General features: G+C 73.8%; 15 protein-coding genes. 7 read left to right on the forward strand and 8 right to left on the reverse strand.

Features of this window, described 5'->3' with window-relative positions:
- Positions 1-4: 4 nt before the first annotated feature.
- Positions 5-1,138, forward strand: a complete 1,134-nt coding sequence (locus VGL20_15355; protein HEY2705059.1) for a sugar phosphate nucleotidyltransferase — start codon at positions 5-7, stop codon at positions 1,136-1,138.
- On the opposite strand, the gene VGL20_15360 is transcribed toward VGL20_15355, so the two are convergent.
- Positions 1,135-2,103: an ROK family protein gene (locus VGL20_15360; protein HEY2705060.1), complete on the reverse strand. Its 969-nt coding sequence runs from the start codon at positions 2,101-2,103 to the stop codon at positions 1,135-1,137. The two genes, VGL20_15355 and VGL20_15360, sit on opposite strands and share 4 nt — an antisense overlap.
- Positions 2,100-2,543, reverse strand: coding sequence for a hypothetical protein (locus tag VGL20_15365; GenBank protein HEY2705061.1), 444 nt, complete (start codon positions 2,541-2,543; stop codon positions 2,100-2,102). The genes VGL20_15360 and VGL20_15365 overlap by 4 nt, the downstream gene beginning before the upstream one ends.
- Positions 2,544-2,640: 97 nt before the next feature.
- On the opposite strand from VGL20_15365, the gene VGL20_15370 reads away from it, so the two are divergent.
- From VGL20_15370 to VGL20_15385, 4 genes are all read left to right on the forward strand, one after another.
- Entirely contained in the window at positions 2,641-4,095 is a 1,455-nt protein-coding gene (locus tag VGL20_15370) for a phosphoglucomutase/phosphomannomutase family protein (protein HEY2705062.1), read from the forward strand.
- On the forward strand, positions 4,092-4,487 hold the full coding sequence (locus VGL20_15375; GenBank protein ID HEY2705063.1) for a cupin domain-containing protein: 396 nt from the start codon (positions 4,092-4,094) through the stop codon (positions 4,485-4,487). Before VGL20_15370 ends, VGL20_15375 begins: the two co-directional genes overlap by 4 nt.
- Positions 4,488-4,564: 77 nt before the next feature.
- Entirely contained in the window at positions 4,565-5,467 is a 903-nt protein-coding gene (locus VGL20_15380; GenBank protein ID HEY2705064.1) for a hypothetical protein, read from the forward strand.
- A gap of 145 nt (positions 5,468-5,612) precedes the next feature.
- On the forward strand, positions 5,613-6,191 hold the full coding sequence (locus VGL20_15385; GenBank protein HEY2705065.1) for an RNA polymerase sigma factor: 579 nt from the start codon (positions 5,613-5,615) through the stop codon (positions 6,189-6,191).
- Positions 6,192-6,375: 184 nt separating this feature from the next.
- Here the strand turns inward: VGL20_15385 and VGL20_15390 are convergent, their stop codons facing one another.
- The 6 genes from VGL20_15390 to VGL20_15415 all read right to left on the reverse strand — a co-directional run bounded on the left by VGL20_15390 (position 6,376) and on the right by VGL20_15415 (position 13,624).
- Positions 6,376-7,971, reverse strand: a complete 1,596-nt coding sequence (locus VGL20_15390; protein HEY2705066.1) for a hypothetical protein — start codon at positions 7,969-7,971, stop codon at positions 6,376-6,378.
- Positions 7,968-8,672 carry an ABC transporter ATP-binding protein gene (locus VGL20_15395; GenBank protein HEY2705067.1) on the reverse strand — a complete coding sequence of 235 codons (705 nt, stop codon included), beginning with the start codon at positions 8,670-8,672 and terminating at the stop codon, positions 7,968-7,970. Before VGL20_15395 ends, VGL20_15390 begins: the two co-directional genes overlap by 4 nt.
- Before the next feature lie 56 nt (positions 8,673-8,728).
- On the reverse strand, positions 8,729-9,523 hold the full coding sequence (locus VGL20_15400) for an ABC transporter ATP-binding protein (protein HEY2705068.1): 795 nt from the start codon (positions 9,521-9,523) through the stop codon (positions 8,729-8,731).
- A complete protein-coding gene (locus tag VGL20_15405) occupies positions 9,520-11,127 on the reverse strand; it encodes a branched-chain amino acid ABC transporter permease (protein ID HEY2705069.1) in 1,608 nt (535 codons plus the stop codon). Before VGL20_15405 ends, VGL20_15400 begins: the two co-directional genes overlap by 4 nt.
- On the reverse strand, positions 11,120-12,232 hold the full coding sequence (locus VGL20_15410; GenBank protein ID HEY2705070.1) for a branched-chain amino acid ABC transporter permease: 1,113 nt from the start codon (positions 12,230-12,232) through the stop codon (positions 11,120-11,122). The genes VGL20_15405 and VGL20_15410 overlap by 8 nt, the downstream gene beginning before the upstream one ends.
- 102 nt (positions 12,233-12,334) lie before the next feature.
- The gene (locus tag VGL20_15415; protein HEY2705071.1) at positions 12,335-13,624 is read right to left on the reverse strand and encodes a branched-chain amino acid ABC transporter substrate-binding protein; all 1,290 of its coding nucleotides are present in this window, start codon (positions 13,622-13,624) and stop codon (positions 12,335-12,337) included.
- Between the two features lie 241 nt (positions 13,625-13,865).
- Between VGL20_15415 and VGL20_15420 the strand changes: the two genes are divergently transcribed.
- The gene (locus tag VGL20_15420; protein ID HEY2705072.1) at positions 13,866-15,173 is read left to right on the forward strand and encodes an aminotransferase class III-fold pyridoxal phosphate-dependent enzyme; all 1,308 of its coding nucleotides are present in this window, start codon (positions 13,866-13,868) and stop codon (positions 15,171-15,173) included.
- Complete coding sequence (locus VGL20_15425; protein ID HEY2705073.1) at positions 15,170-16,663, forward strand: aldehyde dehydrogenase family protein; 1,494 nt, start codon at positions 15,170-15,172, stop codon at positions 16,661-16,663. The genes VGL20_15420 and VGL20_15425 overlap by 4 nt, the downstream gene beginning before the upstream one ends.
- Positions 16,664-16,683: the final 20 nt, after the last annotated feature.

Genomic DNA, 16,683 nt, shown 5'->3' on the forward strand with positions numbered 1-16,683 from the left:
CCTGGTGCTCCACGTCCTCGTCCTCGCCGGGGGGAGCGGGTCCCGGCTGTGGCCGCTGAGCCGTGGGGCGCTCCCCAAGCACCTGCTGCCCCTCGGCCCGGGGGGCACCTCGCTGCTGCGCGCCACCGTCGAGCGGCTGCTGCCGCTCGGCGCCGAGGTGCGCGTCGTCACCGTCGCCGACCAGGCCGACGCCTGCCTGAGGGACCTGGAGGGAACCGGGCTCGACCGCCGCTCGCTGGTGGCCGAGCCCGCCCCCCGGGGCACCGGGCCCGCCCTCGGCCTCGCCGTGCGCGAGGTCGCCGCGGCCGACCCCGAGGCGGTGATCTGCTCGGTCCATGCCGACCACCACGTCGGCGACGACGCCGCCTACCGAGAGGCGGTGTGGGAGGCGGCGGGCTGGGCGGCGGCCACCGACGGCCTCGCCACCGTCGGCCTGGTGCCCCAGTTCGCCGCCACCGGCTTCGGCTACGTCGAGGTCGGCGAGATCCACCCCGCGTCGAGCTGGCGGCCGCCGGTGTCGCCGCCGCCCGGCCTCGGCGCCGCGCCCACCCTGCCCGCGAGCGTCGCGGTGGGCTTCGCCGAGAAGCCGTCGCTCGCCGCCGCCGAGGCCTTCATCGCGGGCGGCCGGCACCTCTGGAACCTGGGGCTCTTCGCCTGGTCGGCGGCCGCCTTCCAGCGCGAGCTCCGCGCCGCCGCCCCCGAGGTCGACGCCGCCCTCGCCGAGGTGGCGGCGCTGCGCGCGGCGGGGAGGGATGCGGCGGCGGCGGAGCGCTACCGCGCCATCCCGGCGGCCGCGGTCGAGCCCCTGGTGCTCGAGCGCGGCGCCCGGCTCAGCGTCGTCGCCGCCGCGTTCCCGTGGTCCGACCTCGGCTCCTGGCGCGACCTGCTCGACGCCCGCCGGCTGGCGGGGGAGGGGGATGCGGCGGGGAACGTGCTCGCCGGCGACGCTCTGGTGGTGGGCTCCCGTGGGTGCCTGGTCGAGGCCCGGGGCGGCCGCACCGTGGCCCTGGTCGGGGTCGACGACCTGGTCGTGGTCGACACCGGCGACGCCGTGCTGGTGGTGCCGGCGCAGCAGGCCCAGGCGGTGCGGGAGATCGTCGACCTGCTCCGCGGCGAGGGGCGGACCGAGCTCCTCTAGCTCTCGCCGAGCAGGCTGCCCGCGGCGACGGCCGCACCGAGGGCGCCGGCGAGGTCTCCGAGCCCCGCGGCGCGGACGCTCACCGCCCCGGTGACGAAGAGGTGGGGCTGCATCGCCGCGGCGACGCGGGAGACGAAGGGCTCGCCGAGCCGGCTGCCCAGGCCGCCGCCGATCACCACCGCCTCGACGTCGATCGCGTTCACGACCGACGCGATCCCCGCTCCGGCGGCGGCGACGGCGTCGTCGATGAGGTCCTGGGCGAGGTCGTCGCCGGCGGCGAGCGCCCGGGCGAACACCCCGGAGGTGAGGTGGTCGATGCCGCGCCCCTCCATGATCCGGAAGAGCTCGGTGCTCCGGCCCTCGGCCACCAGCTTGCGGGCGCGGCGCTCCATCGAGGCCCGCCCCGCGTAGGCCTCGAGGCAGCCGCGCCGGCCGCAGCCGCAGCGCCGCCCGCCGGGGTGGACGCAGACGTGGCCGACCTCGCCGCTGGCGCCGTGGGGGCCGCTGCGCAGCTCGCCGCCGAGCACCAGCGCCCCGCCCACCCCGGTGCCGAACCACACCCCGAGCACGTCGGTGAGCCCCCGGGCGGCGCCGAGCCGGAGCTCGCCCAGCATCCCCGCGTGGACGTCGTTGTCGACGCTCACCCGGGCGCCGGTGCGCCGCTCCAGCTCGGCGCCGAGCGGGTAGGGGTCGATCCAGCCGGCCAGGTTGGGGCTGCGCGCCACCACCCCGGTGTCCTTGTCGATGGTTCCCGGCGCCCCCACTCCGAGGGCGGCGAGGCCGTCCACGCCGGCGTCCTTCCGGGCCTGGTCGAGCAGGGTGCAGAGGGTCTCGACCACGGCCGGCGGTCCGCCGGTGGGCGGGGTGGGGCCGCGGCTCTGCCCCAGCACCTCGAGGTCGAGGGAGGTGACCACCACCTGGATCTTGGTGCCGCCGACGTCGACCCCCGCGAGCACCCGGGTCATGGGCCCGGGCTCGCCGTGGCGGAGGGCGCGGCGACGGTGTGGACCTCCAGGGTGACCGCGGCGATGGTCCCGGTGGGGGTGGGGCCGGTCAGCTGGACGGTGGTGTCGGCGCCCGGCGGGACGTCGACGGCGGAGCCGCTGGCATCGCCGAGCAGCCGGCCCCCGGAGTCGAAGAGGCTGGCCCGCACCACCACCAGCCGCGGGGTGGCCGCGCTGGAGCGCAGCCGGACGTCGACCACGAGCAGCCGGGCGGCGTCGAGGCGGAAGCTCACCCCGCCGGGAGGGATGCCGATGTCCGGGTCGCCGGTCTGGGTCACCACCACCCCGGGCGCGGCCAGGGGGGGCCGGGTGGTGGCCTGGTCGACCACCGCCGGGTCGCCGCAGGCGGCGAGCAGCAGGCCGCCGGCGAGCGGGGCGAGCAGGTGACGCCAGGTTCGCACCCGGCGAGTATGCACACCCAGGGGGCCCTGCCCTGATGGTGCCCCGGCACCGTCGCAGCCGGGTGGCGTGACGGAGGCCACGGGTACAATGCCGCCCGTGACCGCGACGCCCATCCGTTTCGGTACCGACGGCTGGCGCGCCGTGGTCGCGGACGACTTCACCTACGAGAACGTCCGGTCGGTCGCGCAGGCGGTCGCCTGGTACCTGGCCGGCGACCCCCGCCCGGTGGTGGTGGGGCACGACACCCGCTACTGCGCCGAGCTCTTCGCCCAGGAGGTGGCGCGCGTCCTCGCCGCCAACGGCCGGTCGGTGCTGCTCCTCGACGGCCCCGCCCCCACCCAGGTCTCGTCCTGGACGGTGGTCGGCCGCGGCGCCGCCGGCGGCGTGGTGGTCACCGCGAGCCACAACCCCCCGGAGTTCAACGGCCTCAAGTACAAGCCCGACTACGGCGGCTCGGCCTCGCCCGAGGTGGTCGTCGAGCTCGAGCGGCTCAGCGCCCGCGCCCAGGCCGAGGGGGTGACCGCGATGCCCTTCGCCGAGGCGCTGGCCGCGGGCACGGTGCGGTACCTCGACCCGCTTCCGGAGTACACCGCGCAGATCGGCCGCATGATCGACCTGGCGCGGCTGCGCGACGCCGGCCTGACCATCCTCCACGAGGCGATGTACGGCGCCGGCGCCGGCTACGTCGCCCGGCTGCTCGCCGGGGGCCGCACCCGTGTCGACGAGCTCCACGCCGAGCGCAACCCGGGCTTCGGGGGCATGCACCCCGAGCCGATCGAGCAGTGGATGCCGGAGGCGATGGCCCGGATGCGCGGCGGCGGCTACGACCTGGGCATCGCCAACGACGGCGACGCCGACCGGGTCGGCATCATCGACGAGCGCGGGGTCTTCGTGAACCAGCTCCAGGTGATGGGGCTGCTGACCATGTACCTGCTGGAGAAGCGGGGAATGCGCGGCGACCTGGTGCGCTCGCTGACCACCACCGGCATGGTCGACCGGCTCGGCGAGCTCTTCGGGGTGCCGGTCCACGAGCTGCAGGTCGGCTTCAAGTACATCGGCCCGAGGATGACCGAGACCGACGCGCTGATCGGCGGCGAGGAGTCCGGGGGCTTCGGCTTCCGCGGGCACCTGCCCGAGCGCGACGGCATCCTCGCCGGGCTGACGGTGGCGATGGCGGTGGTCGACTACGGCATGCCGCTCTCCAGGATCCTGGCCCACCTCGAGGAGCTGGTGGGTCCCCACGCCTACGCCCGCCACGACATCGCGATGGCGCGCGACGGCTACCAGGAGCGCAAGCAGGAGATGTACGAGCGGGTGGCCGGGAACCCCCCGACCGAGCTGGCCGGCGAGGCGGTGGTGCGCAGCCGCTCCGACGACGGCTTCAAGTTCTACCTCGCCGACGGCTCCTGGACGCTGGTGCGCTTCAGCGGTACCGAGCCGCTGATCCGCGTCTACAGCGAGGCGCCCACCGCCGAGCGCGTGCAGCAGCTGCTGGCGGCCCTCGAACGCTTCCTCGGCATCCCGGTGCCGGCCGAGGCGGTGGCACAGTGAGCGGGCTCGGGGCGAGCCCGGTGAGCGCGTCCGGCGCCGGCCGGGTCGACAAGCCCTGGGGATACGAGCTCCGCTGGGCGATCACCGACCGCTACCTCGGCAAGGTGATCCACGTCGACGCCGGGCAGAAGCTGAGCCTGCAGTACCACGTGCAGAAGGACGAGGCCATCCTCGTGCTTCGCGGCGACCTCGATCTCGTCCTCGAGGACGACGAGGGCGAGCTCGTCACCCATCGCATGGGCGAGGGCATGAGCGCGCGGGTCCGTCCCGGGCGCCGCCACCGCTTCGTGGCCGTCACCGACGTCGACCTCGTCGAGGTCTCCTCGCCCGAGATCGACGACGTGGTCCGGCTCTCCGACGACTACGGCCGGGCGGGCACCCGCGAGGCGTGAGCCCGCTGCCGCGTCCGGGCGCTTTCGCACGGGCCTCCGTGGAGCTCAGGGGACCGGCGCCGGGCGTCCCCGTGGAGGTGCCCGAGCCGGGCGCCGCGACCGTCGAGGCCGAGCCCGCCGCCGCCGAGCCGCCGGCGTCGCCCGCCCGCACCGGCCACGCCTTCTACGCCGACGAGGCGCGGAGGGCGCTGGGGATCGTCCGGGAGATCCGTGCGGTCACCGTCGCCCGGGTGCCGGCGCCCCTCTTCCACGGCGTGGTGGGAGCGGCGGTGGCGCTCACCGCGGTGCTGGTCCGGCCCCAGGCCACCGGCTGGGTGGTCAGCCTCGGCCTCGACGCCGCGCTGGTGGTGCTCACCGCCCTGGCGATCATCCACTACGACCTCGTGCTCTGCCCCGAGGAGACCCGCCCCGGGCCGGACACCTTCATCCTCCCGGTGGCCGCGGTGATCTCGCTCGGGGTCTCTCTGGCGGGGAGCGGAGACCTCCGCATCAACGCGCTCGCGGTGCTCATCGGCACCGCGGTGATCGCCGGCGCGCCCCACCTCGCCGCGATGCGGGCCGCCGGCCTGGTGACCCCGGCGGCCCGCCAGCTGCGCGAGGTCGCGGCGGTGCTGGTGTGCGTGCCCGCCGTGCTCGCCGGCGCGAGCCCCGGGCTCTCCTGGTGGGTGCGCGGCGCCGTCGTCCTGCTCGGCACCACGGCCACCGCCTACGACGCGGTGCGCGCCGACGGCGTGCCCTGGCGGCGCACCGCCCTGGCGGCGCTGGCGGTGGGGGTGATCACCGCCGTCACCGCCGCGATCGCCGGTGGCCTCTTCGGCCAGGCGGCCACCGCCGTCTCCCTGCTGCTGCTCTGGTACGGGCTGCGCGGCCTGCTCGGCGGCGCCTCCGCGGGACGGCTGGGGCGCGCGCCCCTGCTCGAGTACGGCTTCTTCATCGTGCTCGCCGGCCTGGTCTTCGGAGTGGCCGCCGCCGGCCGGTAGCGCGGCCGGGCGAGTGTGGGGTTCGTGGCGTCGGGGACGTCCTGCGACGCGTCGCGAACAAATCTTTACCGAGAGGCGTCGGGGCCTTCATGGGGTGGGACGCACGATTTCTTGCGGCCCCCCCAAGAGAAGGATGCGTCAAAAAGTGGTCTCCGACACCCTCACCGAACTCGACGATCAGGCCCTGGTCGATGCCTTCCGAGGTGGTGTCGTCTGGGCCTTCGAGGAGCTCTATCGCCGTCACCGCCCGCTGGTGGTGCGCCGGCTGACCCGCCTGTGTGGGAACGAGGCGGTCGCGGAGGAGCTCGCTCAGGAGACGTTCCTTCGCGCCGCCCAGCGCATCGGCACCGAGGGTGACCTGAAGTTCCGAGCCTGGGTGCTGCGGATCGGCACCAACCTCGCCATCGACCACATCCGCGCCCTCCGCCGCCAGCCGGCGCAGTCGATCGACGACATGCTCCACGTGAAGCCCGCCGCCGGCACCGTCTCGGTGATCGACACCGAGCAGCACGTCGAGCAGCGCGAGGACGCCCGCTTCGTCGTCTCGGTTCTCGACCGGCTCAATCCGCGCCACCGGCAGGTGCTGGTGCTGCGCGAGATCGAGGGTCTCGACTACCGCTCGATCGCCGACCGCCTCGGGGTGTCCTGCTCGGCGATCGAGACCCTGCTGTTCCGCGCCCGCGGACGCTTCCGCGAGGAGTACGCGAAGGCGATGGTCGCCTGACCGGAGACGGTCCCTGCGGCGAGGCTGACAGCCAAGCTGTAGACTTTCGACCCCGCGGGGATTCATGGAGGAACGTACATGCTCGTCAAGCTGCTCGTGACCGTCGGCCTGGTGACGGCGGGGCTCGGCGCCGCCGTGGTTCTGCCGGACGTCAAGCGCTACCTGGCCCTGCGGACGATGTAGCTCAGCTCCGCCGCCAGGCGGAGCCGTCCCAACCCCAGGCCTCCCGGTACGCGCCCCGTCCCAGCGATCCCCCCACCAGCACCAGCCGTCCCTCCAGGGCGGCGAGCGGGGTGGTGACGCCGAAGGCGGCCACCACCGGCGGCGCAGAGTGGTGCTCGGTCCAGGACCGGCCGTCCCACGTCCACGTCCCCCCCGCGGGCCGGCCCTCGACGTCGAGGAACTCGCTCTCGACGAGCAGGGTGCGGTTGGTCCCGGGGTCGTAGGCCATCACCGCGCTGAGCGGCTCCACCCTCACCCCGGCGGGTGGGGTGAGGCGCTGCCAGGTGGCGCCGTCCCACCGCCAGGTGGTGCCCCGGTTCCCGGGGTCGGGCTCGCCGACGGCGAGCACCCCCGCGTCGGGCGCGCTCGCCATCCAGCGCAGCGGCGGGGTGGCGGCGCCGGGGTGCGGGGCCCACGAGGAGCCGTCCCACGTCCAGGTCTCGAAGCCGGTCCCCGCCGGGGAGTCGCGCTCGATCACCAGCACCAGGGTCGCGGTGTGGACGTCGAACTCCAGGCCGCGCGGGAGCGCGCCGGGCGGTGGGGAGGCGGCCGGGTCCTGCCGGGTCCAGGTGACCCCGTTCCAGGTCCAGGTGTCGTCGAGGCCCTGGCTCGCCGGGCCGCGGCGCTGGCCGCCGTAGAGCACCACCGTCCGCCGCGCCGGGTCGCCGGCCATCACCGCGCCGAAGCGCGGCGAGGGTGATGCCGCCGGTCGCAGCTGCCGCCAGCGCGCCGGCGTCAGCGCCCAGGTGTCGCCGAGGTCGAGGCCGGGGGTGCTCTCGGCGCTGCCGCCGAAGAGGACGAGCTCACCCCGGGTGATGTCGAAGGCGGCCGCGGCCCGCTGCCGGGCCTCGGGCGCCGGTCCGCTCATCAGCGGGCTGGGCGGCGGCGGTGGCGAGGAGCCCGGATGGCGCCAGGCCACGGCCACCACGGCGACGAGGGTCACGAGCGCGGCGGCGGCGGCGGCGGCGGCGACGGCCCGGCGACGCACCGGTGCGGAGGCGCCGGGGACGGGAAGCGGATCGTGCCCGACGGCGGCCCCCACCGCGGCGGCGGCGGCCAGCGCCGGCTCGAGGCCGGCGGCGGCGGCGGCCAGCCCCCAGCGCCCCCCGCAGCCTCCGACCACCGCCGCGGCGGGGCCGCCCCCGGCCTGTCCGGGGCGCTCGACGAGAAGCCCCACCAGGCAGCGGCCGGCGCTGCGCTCGCCGAGAAGGACGGCTGCCAGGGGATGGCCCGGAGGCAGGCGCAGGCCGGCGCGGCGGGGATGGCCGCCTGCGGTCACGGCCACCCCCTCGGCCGCGGCCAGCTCGAGGAGGTAGCGCACCTGGTCGGCGGGGCCGTCGAGCCACGCCACCCAGGCCGTCGCCGCCGGCGCCAGGTGCTCGAGAAGGCGGGGCAGCAGCGCCGCCAGGGGGGCCCCGGGCTCGGCGCCGTCCGCCTCCAGCAGCACCCAGGCGGGCGCCGGGGGCAGCCCCCGCAGACCGGGATGGCCGTCGATCCCGGTCGCCCGCGCCGCCCGGACCCGGGGCTGTGGCCGGCCGGCCGGCCCGCCCCCGGTCACATCCCCAGGTAGGCCCGCTGCACCGCCTCGGACTGCTGCAGCTCGGCGGCGCTGCCGCTCAGCGCGATGCTGCCGGTCTCCAGCACGTAGGCGCGGCGGGCGACGTTGAGGGCGAGCAGGGCGTTCTGCTCGATGAGCAGGATGGTGGTGCCGGCGGCGTTGATGTCGCGGATGACGTCGAAGATGACGTCCACGAGGATCGGCGCCAGCCCCAGCGAGGGTTCGTCGAGGAGCAGCACCCGGGGACGCGCCATCAGCGCCCGTCCGATCGCCACCATCTGCTGCTCGCCGCCGCTGAGGCTGCCGGCGAGCTGGCCGTTGCGCTCGCGCAGCCGCGGGAACAGCTCGTACACCCGGTCGTAGTCGGCACGCAGCTGGGTGCCGTCGCGCCGCGAGAACGCCCCCATCTCCAGGTTCTCGCGCACCGTCATCCGGCTGAAGAGCCGCCGCCCCTCGGGGGCATGGGCGACCCCCCGGCGGGCGATCAGCTCGGCTCCGAGGTGGTGGATCTCCTGGCCCTCGAGCAGGATCTCGCCGTGCGCCGGACGCACCAGGCCGCTGATCGCCCGCAGCGTGGTGGTCTTGCCGGCGCCGTTGCTGCCGATCAGCGCCACCACCTCGCCCTTCTCGACGTGGAGGGTGACCCCGCGCAGCGCCTGAACCCGGCCGTAGAGGACGTCGACGTCGCGCAGCTCGAGCAGGGGCTGGGCCGCCGGCGCCGCGGCGGCGGGCGGCTCGGGTGGGGTGGCGGTCTGGGTCATGCGGTGGTGCGCATCCGCTCGGCGGCGCCGCTGCCCAGGTAGGCCTCGACCACCCGGGGGTCGGAGCGCACCTCGGCCGGGGCTCCCTCGGCGATCCGCTCGCCGTGGTCGAGGACGACGATGCGGTCGCTGACCTCCATCACCACCCGCATGTCGTGCTCGATGAGGAAGATGGTCAGGCCGTCGTCGCGGAGCTGCGAGATCACCCCCATCAGCTCCACCTTCTCCTGCGGGTTGAGCCCGGCGGCGGGCTCGTCGAGGAGGAGCAGGCTGGGCCCGCTGGCGAGGGCCCGGGCGATCTCCAGGCGGCGCTGCAGGCCGTAGGGGAGGTTGCGCGCGTAGACGTCGGCGTACTGGTCGAGCCCGAGCCGGCGGAGCGTGGCCAGCGCCCGCTGCTCGACGGCGCGCTCCTCGCGGCGAGCCCGCGGGGTGCGCAGCATCGCGTCCCACACCCCGGCGCGCATTCGGCAGTGCTCGCCGACCATGACGTTGTCGACCGCGGTCATGTACGCGAAGAGGCGGATGTTCTGGAAGGTGCGGGTGATGCCCAGCCGGGCGATCCGGTGCGGGGGCAGCCCGACGATGCTCGCCCCGTTGAACCGGATGTCACCGCCGTCGACCGGGTACAGCCCGGTGATGCAGTTGAAGGCGGTGGTCTTGCCCGCCCCGTTGGGGCCGATCATCGAGACGATCGCCTGGCGCTCCACCTCGAACGAGACCCCGTTCACCGCGAAGAGGCCGCCGAAGCGCTTGACCACCTGGTCGACCTCGAGCAGCACCGGCTCGGTCATGCCCGCCCCCGCACCGCCGCCAGCGGCTCGGACTCGACGCCCGCCTGCAGCTCCACCTTGCGCGCCCGGCTGGGGATGAGCCCGGCGGGGCGCAGCAGCATGATGCTGACCAGGATCACCCCGTAGGCGACGTAGACGTACTTGCTGTAGTCGACGCTCGAGAGGGCGGTGAAGCCGGTGGTGGTGCCGAATGTCATCGACCACTCCTGGGCGTGGGGGAGGATCCAGAAGATGATGAAGCTGATCAGCAGGCCGCCCACGGCGGCGCCGGTGATGCTGCCGATCCCGCCCAGAACCACGGTGCTCAGCGCCGTCACCGACACCGCGAACTGGAAGTCGTCGGGCGAGACGATGCCCAGCTCGGCGCCGTAGAAGGCGCCCGCGAACCCGCTCACCGCGGCGCCGATGGCGAAGGCGAGCAGCTTGGTGCTGACGGTGTTGATTCCGGTGGCGCTGGCCGCCACCTCGTCCTCGCGGATCGCCACCCAGGCCCGGCCGATGCGTGATCGCTCCAGGTTGCGCAGCACCACGATGATCACGGCGATGAGCACCAGCAGCGCGTAGTAGTAGGGACGCGGATCGATGCCGAAGTCGTGGCCGAACAGGCTGGGATGGTGGATCCCGGTGATGCCGTTGGGGCCGCCGGTCTGGCCCAGGAAGTTGTTGTTGACGGCGTCGGGGATGATCTCGCCGAAGCCGAGAGTGACGATGGCCAGGTAGTCGCCGCGCAGTCGCAGCGTGGGCGCGCCCAGCAGGGCGCCGGCGAGCGCCGCCACCGCCGCGCCGATGAAGAGGATCACCCAGAAGGGGTAGGGCCAGAACGGGAGGTGGAGCACGTCGCCGTGGCGCGAGGAGTTGAGCGAGGCGCAGGTGTAGGCGCCGATGGCGAAGAAGGCGGCGTAGCCGAGGTCGAGCAGCCCGGCGAACCCGACCACCACGTTGAGGCCGAGGGCGAGCAGGGTGTAGATCGCCGCCGCCCCCGCCGCCCAGCTGATGAACTCGGTCGACTGCCTGAAGATCAGCGGCACCAGCGCCCCGATCACCAGGGTGACGGCGGCGAGGGTCAGGCCGCTGCGGGCGAAGATCGGCCGGCGGAAGCCGTAGGCGAGGCAGCAGAGCGCGAACCCGGTCAGGGTCAGCCACACCGCGTTGTCGGTGAGGGCGAGGGGGCTGAGCTCGCCGAAGAGCGCCTCCTCGCGGCGCCGGGCGATCAGGTACCAGATCGCGACGGTGCAGACCATCCCCGCCGCGGCGAGGATGGCGCGCTGCCGGGCCCAGCGGTAGGCGCGGCCCCGTCCCAGCCGCAGGCACACGGCGTCGTGGACGGCGCCGGCGAGCAGCCCCAGCAGCGACAGCCCCATCAGGTAGACGAGCAGGCTGCCGATCCCCCGAGGCGGTGAGGCGACCGCGTCCATGGGGCTGGCGCCGATGCCGTTGGCGGTGGGCTCGACGAACCAGGGGAGCAGCCAGCCGGCGACGAGCATGACCAGGCCGCTGATCACCAGCAGCCAGTACACCGAGGAGGACTCCTGCTCGCGGGTCTCGGCGGCGGTGGTGGGGAGGTCGACGTCGACGGCGGCGCGGCCGGCCACCTGCTCAGGCACGGTCGGGCACCCGCATGCCGAGCAGCCCCACGGGGCGGAAGGTGAGCACCACGATGAGCATCGTGAAGACGATCGAGTTGCTCCACTGGCCGGAGGTGATCTGTCCGCCGAAGACGTAGATCAGGCCGATGAGGAAGCCGCCCAGGCCGGCGCCGACGATGTTGCCGATGCCGCCGAGAACCGCGGCGGTGAAGGCGATGATGCCGAAGCCGAAGCCGAGGTTCCAGACCACCGAGTCGAAGAAGATGCTGTAGATCAGCCCGCCCGCGGCGGCCAGCGCCGAGCCGATGAAGAAGGTGGCGGCGATGGTGCGGTTGATGTTGACGCCGCTGAGCAGGGCGGCGTCGCGGTCCTGGGCGGTGGCGCGCATCGCCTTGCCCAGGCGGGTGGCGCGGATGAACGCCTGCAGGACGAACATCATCAGCAGCGCCATCCCCACCACGAAGAGGTCGGCCCAGTGCACGTCGACGCCGCCGGCGGTGAAGGCGATGCCGTGGATCCAGCCGTCCTTGTCGGTGCGCACGTTGCTGCTTCCCTGGGTGACCAGCATCGACCCCTCGAGGATGAACGAGACCCCGACCGCGGTGATCAGCGGTGCCAGGCGGGGCGCGTCGCGGAGCCGCCGGTAGGCGACCCGCTCGATCAGCACCCCGGTGATGCCGGTTGCGGCCATGGTGAGGGGGAAGAGGATCAGCAGGACCACGGCCAGCCCCAGCGGGCCGCGGGTCGCCAGCGAGCCGAGGCTGACGCCCCACAGGCTCATGCCGATCCAGCTGAGCCCGCGCCCGATCTCCTTGCCGTACACCGCGCTGAGGGTGAAGACGTCGCCGTGGGCGAAGTTGATCAGCTCGATGATCCCGTAGACCATGGTGTAGCCGACCGCGATCAGGGCGAAGATCGCGCCCTTGGTGATCCCGTTCACCAGCTGCGAGCCCGCCACCGAGACGCCGCTGCGCACCGCGACGTCGATGATCATCAGCACCAGGGCGCCGATCAGCACGATCGGGAACGCCTGGCTGCTCATCTCGGCGAGGCGGCCGCCGCGGATCAGAGACCGCCGGCGGGCGAGCGGCAACGCCCCCCGCACCTCTCCCGGACTGTCCACCGTCATCCTCCCGGCGCGCCCCCCTCGCCCGGGCTGCCACAAAGCCGGGCGGGGAGAGCGGGGCCAATCCCGCTCTCCCGCCGGTGCATCAGCGTACCGCCCTCAGCTCGCAGAGGGGGAGACGGTCTCCCGGCCCACCCACTTGCCGCCGGTGGCCTTGTACACGCTGAACTGGTGATTGAGGGTGTCCCCGTTGGCGTCGAACCTGGTCTCCCCGATGGTGCCCTTGTAGTCGATGCCCTGGATCTTCGCGATCACGCTGGTGCGGAAGGCGGCGGGATCGGCGGGGATCTTTGCGCCGTTGCCGACGAGGACGTCGTGAATCGCCTGGAGCAGGATGTTCATGCAGTCGTACCCGTAGGTCGAGTAGGCGACGACGTCCTGTCCGTAGCGCTGCTTGTACTGGGTGATGAACTGCTGAGCGCTGGCCAGCTTGGTGGTGTCGGGCGCGCTCGACGCCTGGGCGCCGTCACCCTGGGCGCCGGAGTCCACGAAGAACTGCGGATCGACGGTGCCGTCACCGCTCAGGAACTGGGCGGTGAGGCCGGCGTCGGCCATCTGCTTCTTGAGGATGCCCGAGCCGTTGGAGGCGACCCCGCCGAAGAAGACGGAGTCCGCGCCCAGGCCCTGCGCCTCGGTGATCTGGGCCCGGAAGTCCTTGGTGTCACCGGGCAGCGACACCCGCTTGACCACGGTGCCGCCGAGCTTGGTGAAGTCCTGGTCGAAGTAGTTGGAGAGGTCCTTGCCGTAGGTCTCCTGGTCGTCGATGTCATAGACCTTCTTGAGGTTCAGCTCCTTGGAGGCGACCTGCGCCATCACCTGGGCCTGGACCACGTCGTTCGAGATCACCCGGAAGTAGGTGGTCTTCCCGGTCGGCTTCAGCGACGCGGTGTCGATGTCCGGGTCGGTGCCGGCGATGGTCAGCCCGGGGTCGGTGTTCGACGGGCTGATCTGGGCCACGCCGGCCTTGTTGGTGATCGGCAGCTCGGCGACGGCGACGCTCGAGTTGAAGGGCCCGACGATGCCCACCACCGCCTGGTTGGCGACCAGCGCGGTCACGTTCTGGGCGCCCTGCTGGGGGTCGTGCTTGCCCTTCGCCACCGAGGAGTCGTCCTTGGCGATGTAGTTGATGGTGCAGCCGCCGAGCAGCTTGGCGGCGTTGGCCTGGTCGACGGCGAGCTTGGCGCCCTTCTCGGTGCCACCGCCGATCGAGGCGTCGCCGCCGCTGGTGGGCAGGTCGCTGGCGACCGTCACCTGACCCACGCACGCGCTGAGCGGCCCGCTGCCGCCGTTGCCGCCACCGCCGCCGGTGGTGGAGGTCCCGCAGGCGGCGAGCGCGGCGAGGGAGACGATGCCGAGTGCCGGCAGGACTCGGGCCGTGATGCGTTCCATCGGATCTCCTCTGACCGGCCGGCGGCCCGCGTCTGGTCGCGCCGGCAACTCTGCTGATGCGTGACGTTTCCGTAAGCCTGGCACGCCAACCCTGGGATACGCGCCGGGAAGGGGGAATGTCAATCAACTGATGGGTGATATTTCAGCATCGGCCGATCTGGTCCCCGGTTCGGGCGGTACTCTCAGGGCGGGGCCGGGCCGTGCCCCTGCCCCACCGGCCGCGGCCCTTCGGAGATCACCTGTGACCCAGATCGAGCAGCCCGGGCCGGGCCTGGCGGCGCGGTGGCGCGAGCGCGACGCCGCCCATGTCGCCACCTGCTACAGCCGCTACAGCGACCTGGTGGTCGAGCGCGCCCAGGGCGCCCACCTCCACACCGTCGACGGCCGCGACGTCCTCGACTTCGGGTGCGGCATCGGGGTCACCAACCTGGGGCACGGCCATCCCGCGGTCCAGGCCGCGGTCCACGCCCAGGTCGACCGCGTCCTCCACACCTCGGTCACCGCACACACACTCCCGATGATCGAGGCGGCGGAGGAGATCGCCGCGGTGGCCCCGGGCGGCCTCGAGTCGGTCTTCCTCTGCAACAGCGGCGCCGAGGCGGTGGAGGCGGCGATCAAGCTGGCCCGCAAGGCGACCCGCCGCAGCGACGTGATCGCGTTCCTCGGGGCCTTCCACGGCCGCACCTACGGGGCGCTCAGCCTCACCGCCTCGAAGGCCAAGTACCACGCCGGGATGGGCCCGCTGCTCCCCGGCGTCCACCACGTCCCCTATCCCGGCGAGGGTGAGGGCGAGAGCGCGGTGGCCGAGATCGAGCGCCTCCTCGCCACCACCGTCGACCCTGGCGACGTCGCCGCCGTGGTGGTCGAGCCGGTGCTCGGCGAGGGCGGCTACGTGGTGCCCCCGGACGGCTTCCTGCCCGGCCTGCGGCGGCTCTGCGATCGCCACGGCATCCTGCTCGTCGCCGACGAGGTGCAGACCGGCTTCGCTCGGACCGGCCGGTTCTTCGCGGTCGAGCACACCGGCACCCAGCCGGACATCATGTGCCTGGCCAAGGGGCTGGGCAACGGCATGCCGGTGGCGGCCATGGTGGCCACCCGCGAGGTGATGAGCGCCTGGCACCCCGGCGACCACGGAACCACCTACGGTGGCAACCCGGTGGCCTGCTCCGCCGCGGTGGCGGTGATCCGGACGATCCGCTCGGAGGGCCTGGTGGAGCGCTCGGCGCGGCTCGGCGACGCCGTGCTGGAGCGGGCCCGGGGGTGGCCGGCGATCGCCCCGCGCCTCTCCGACGTCCGCGGCCTGGGGCTGATGATCGGCCTGGAGTTCACCACCGCGGAGGGCGCCCCCGATCCGGAGCTGGTCGCCCGGATCCGCGAGGAGTCGCTGCGCCATGGCCTGCTGCTGCTCAGCTGCGGCAGCGACGACAACGTCATCCGGCTGATCCCGCCGCTCACCATCCCGGAGGCGGAGCTCGACCAGGGCCTGGAGATCCTCGAGCTGGCGCTCGGGTCCTGCGCAGGGGGGAACGGGGGAGTCCCCGGACGATGACCCCCGCCGCGGAGCGGTTCGGCAACCACATCGGCGGCGGCTCCGTCGAGGCCGCCGGCGACGAGGTGTTCGAGTCGCTGAACCCCGCCCGCCGCGACGAGGTGATCGGCGTCTTCCCCCGCAGCGGCGCCGCCGAGGTCGACGCCGCGGTGGCGGCGGCGGCGGCGGCGCAGGCCGCCTGGAGGGCGACGCCCTGGCCCGCCCGCGGCGAGATCATCCTGCGCGCCGGGCTGCTCCTCGAGGCGCGGAAGGAGGAGATGGCGCGGCTGATGACCCGCGAGATGGGCAAGGTGCTGGTCGAGGCCCGCGGCGACGTCCAGGAGGGCGTCGACATGGCCAAGTTCATCGCCGGCGAGGCCCGGCGTCCCTTCGGCCAGACCGTGCCCAGCGAGCTGCGCGACAAGTGGGCGATGACGATGCGCCAGCCGCTCGGCGTGGTCGCGATCATCACTCCCTGGAACTTCCCCGTGGCCATCCCCACCTGGAAGCTCTTCCCCGCGCTGCTGGCGGGGAACACGGCGGTGTTCAAGCCCGCCGAGGACACCCCGCTCTGCGCCCTGCGGCTGGTCGAGATCCTCGAGGAGGCCGGAGTTCCTGCCGGAGTCGTCAACATCGTGTTCGGCCTGGGCCCCGAGGCCGGCGAGGCGCTGGTGCGCCACCCCGGGATCGCCGCGGTCTCGTTCACCGGCAGCGTCCCCACCGGCCGCCACATCGCCGAGGTCTGCGGCGGGATGCTGAAGCGCTGCTCGCTCGAGCTCGGCGGCAAGAACGCCATCGTGGTCATGGACGACGCCGACGTCGAGCTCGCCGTCGACGGCGCCCTCTGGGGCGCATTCGGCACCAGCGGCCAGCGCTGCACCGCCTCCTCGCGGCTGATCGTCCACCGCCGCCGCCTCGCCGACTTCACCGACGCGCTGGTCGGCCGCGCCTCCCGCCTGCGCCTCGGCGACGGCCTGGTCGAGGGCGTCGACGTCGGCCCGGTCATCAACCCGAGCCAGCTCGCGCGCATCCACGGCTACACCGAGGTCGGGCTCAGCGAGGGCGCGCAGCTGCTGCTCGGCGGCGAGGTGGCCCGCGAGGACGAGCTCGCCCGCGGCTGCTTCTACCGCCCCACGGTGTTCGCCGGCGTCGCCCCCGGGATGCGCATCGCCCAGGAGGAGATCTTCGGCCCCACCACCGCGGTGATCCCGGTGGACTCGCTCGACCAGGCCCTGGAGGTCGCCAACGGCACCGGCTACGGGCTCAGCCTCTCGCTCTACACCACCGACCTCCGGACCGGCTTCCGGGCGATCAACGAGCTCGAGGCCGGCATCGTGTACGTCAACGCACCGACCATCGGCGCCGAGATCCAGCTCCCCTTCGGGGGGATCAAGAACACCGGCAACGGCCACCGCGAGGCCGGCACGGTGGCGCTCGATCAGTTCAGCGAGTGGAAGAGCATCTACGTCGACTACAGCGGCAGGCTGCAGCGGGCGCAGATCGACACGTAGGGGTTCGCCTGGCCCCACAA

The organism is Candidatus Dormiibacterota bacterium, assembly GCA_036495095.1.
In the GTDB taxonomy this organism is placed as follows: Bacteria; Chloroflexota; Dormibacteria; order Aeolococcales; family Aeolococcaceae; genus CF-96.

What these genes read in the sequence shown, in the direction of transcription:
- VGL20_15400 (HEY2705068.1), bottom strand. Translation starts at nt 9,523, where the DNA reads ATGACCGAGCCGGTGCTGCTCGAGGTCGACCAGGTGGTCAAGCGCTTC.
- VGL20_15415 (HEY2705071.1), bottom strand. Translation starts at nt 13,624, where the DNA reads ATGGAACGCATCACGGCCCGAGTCCTGCCGGCACTCGGCATCGTCTCC.
- VGL20_15360 (HEY2705060.1), bottom strand. Translation starts at nt 2,103, where the DNA reads ATGACCCGGGTGCTCGCGGGGGTCGACGTCGGCGGCACCAAGATCCAG.
- VGL20_15425 (HEY2705073.1), top strand. Translation starts at nt 15,170, where the DNA reads ATGACCCCCGCCGCGGAGCGGTTCGGCAACCACATCGGCGGCGGCTCC.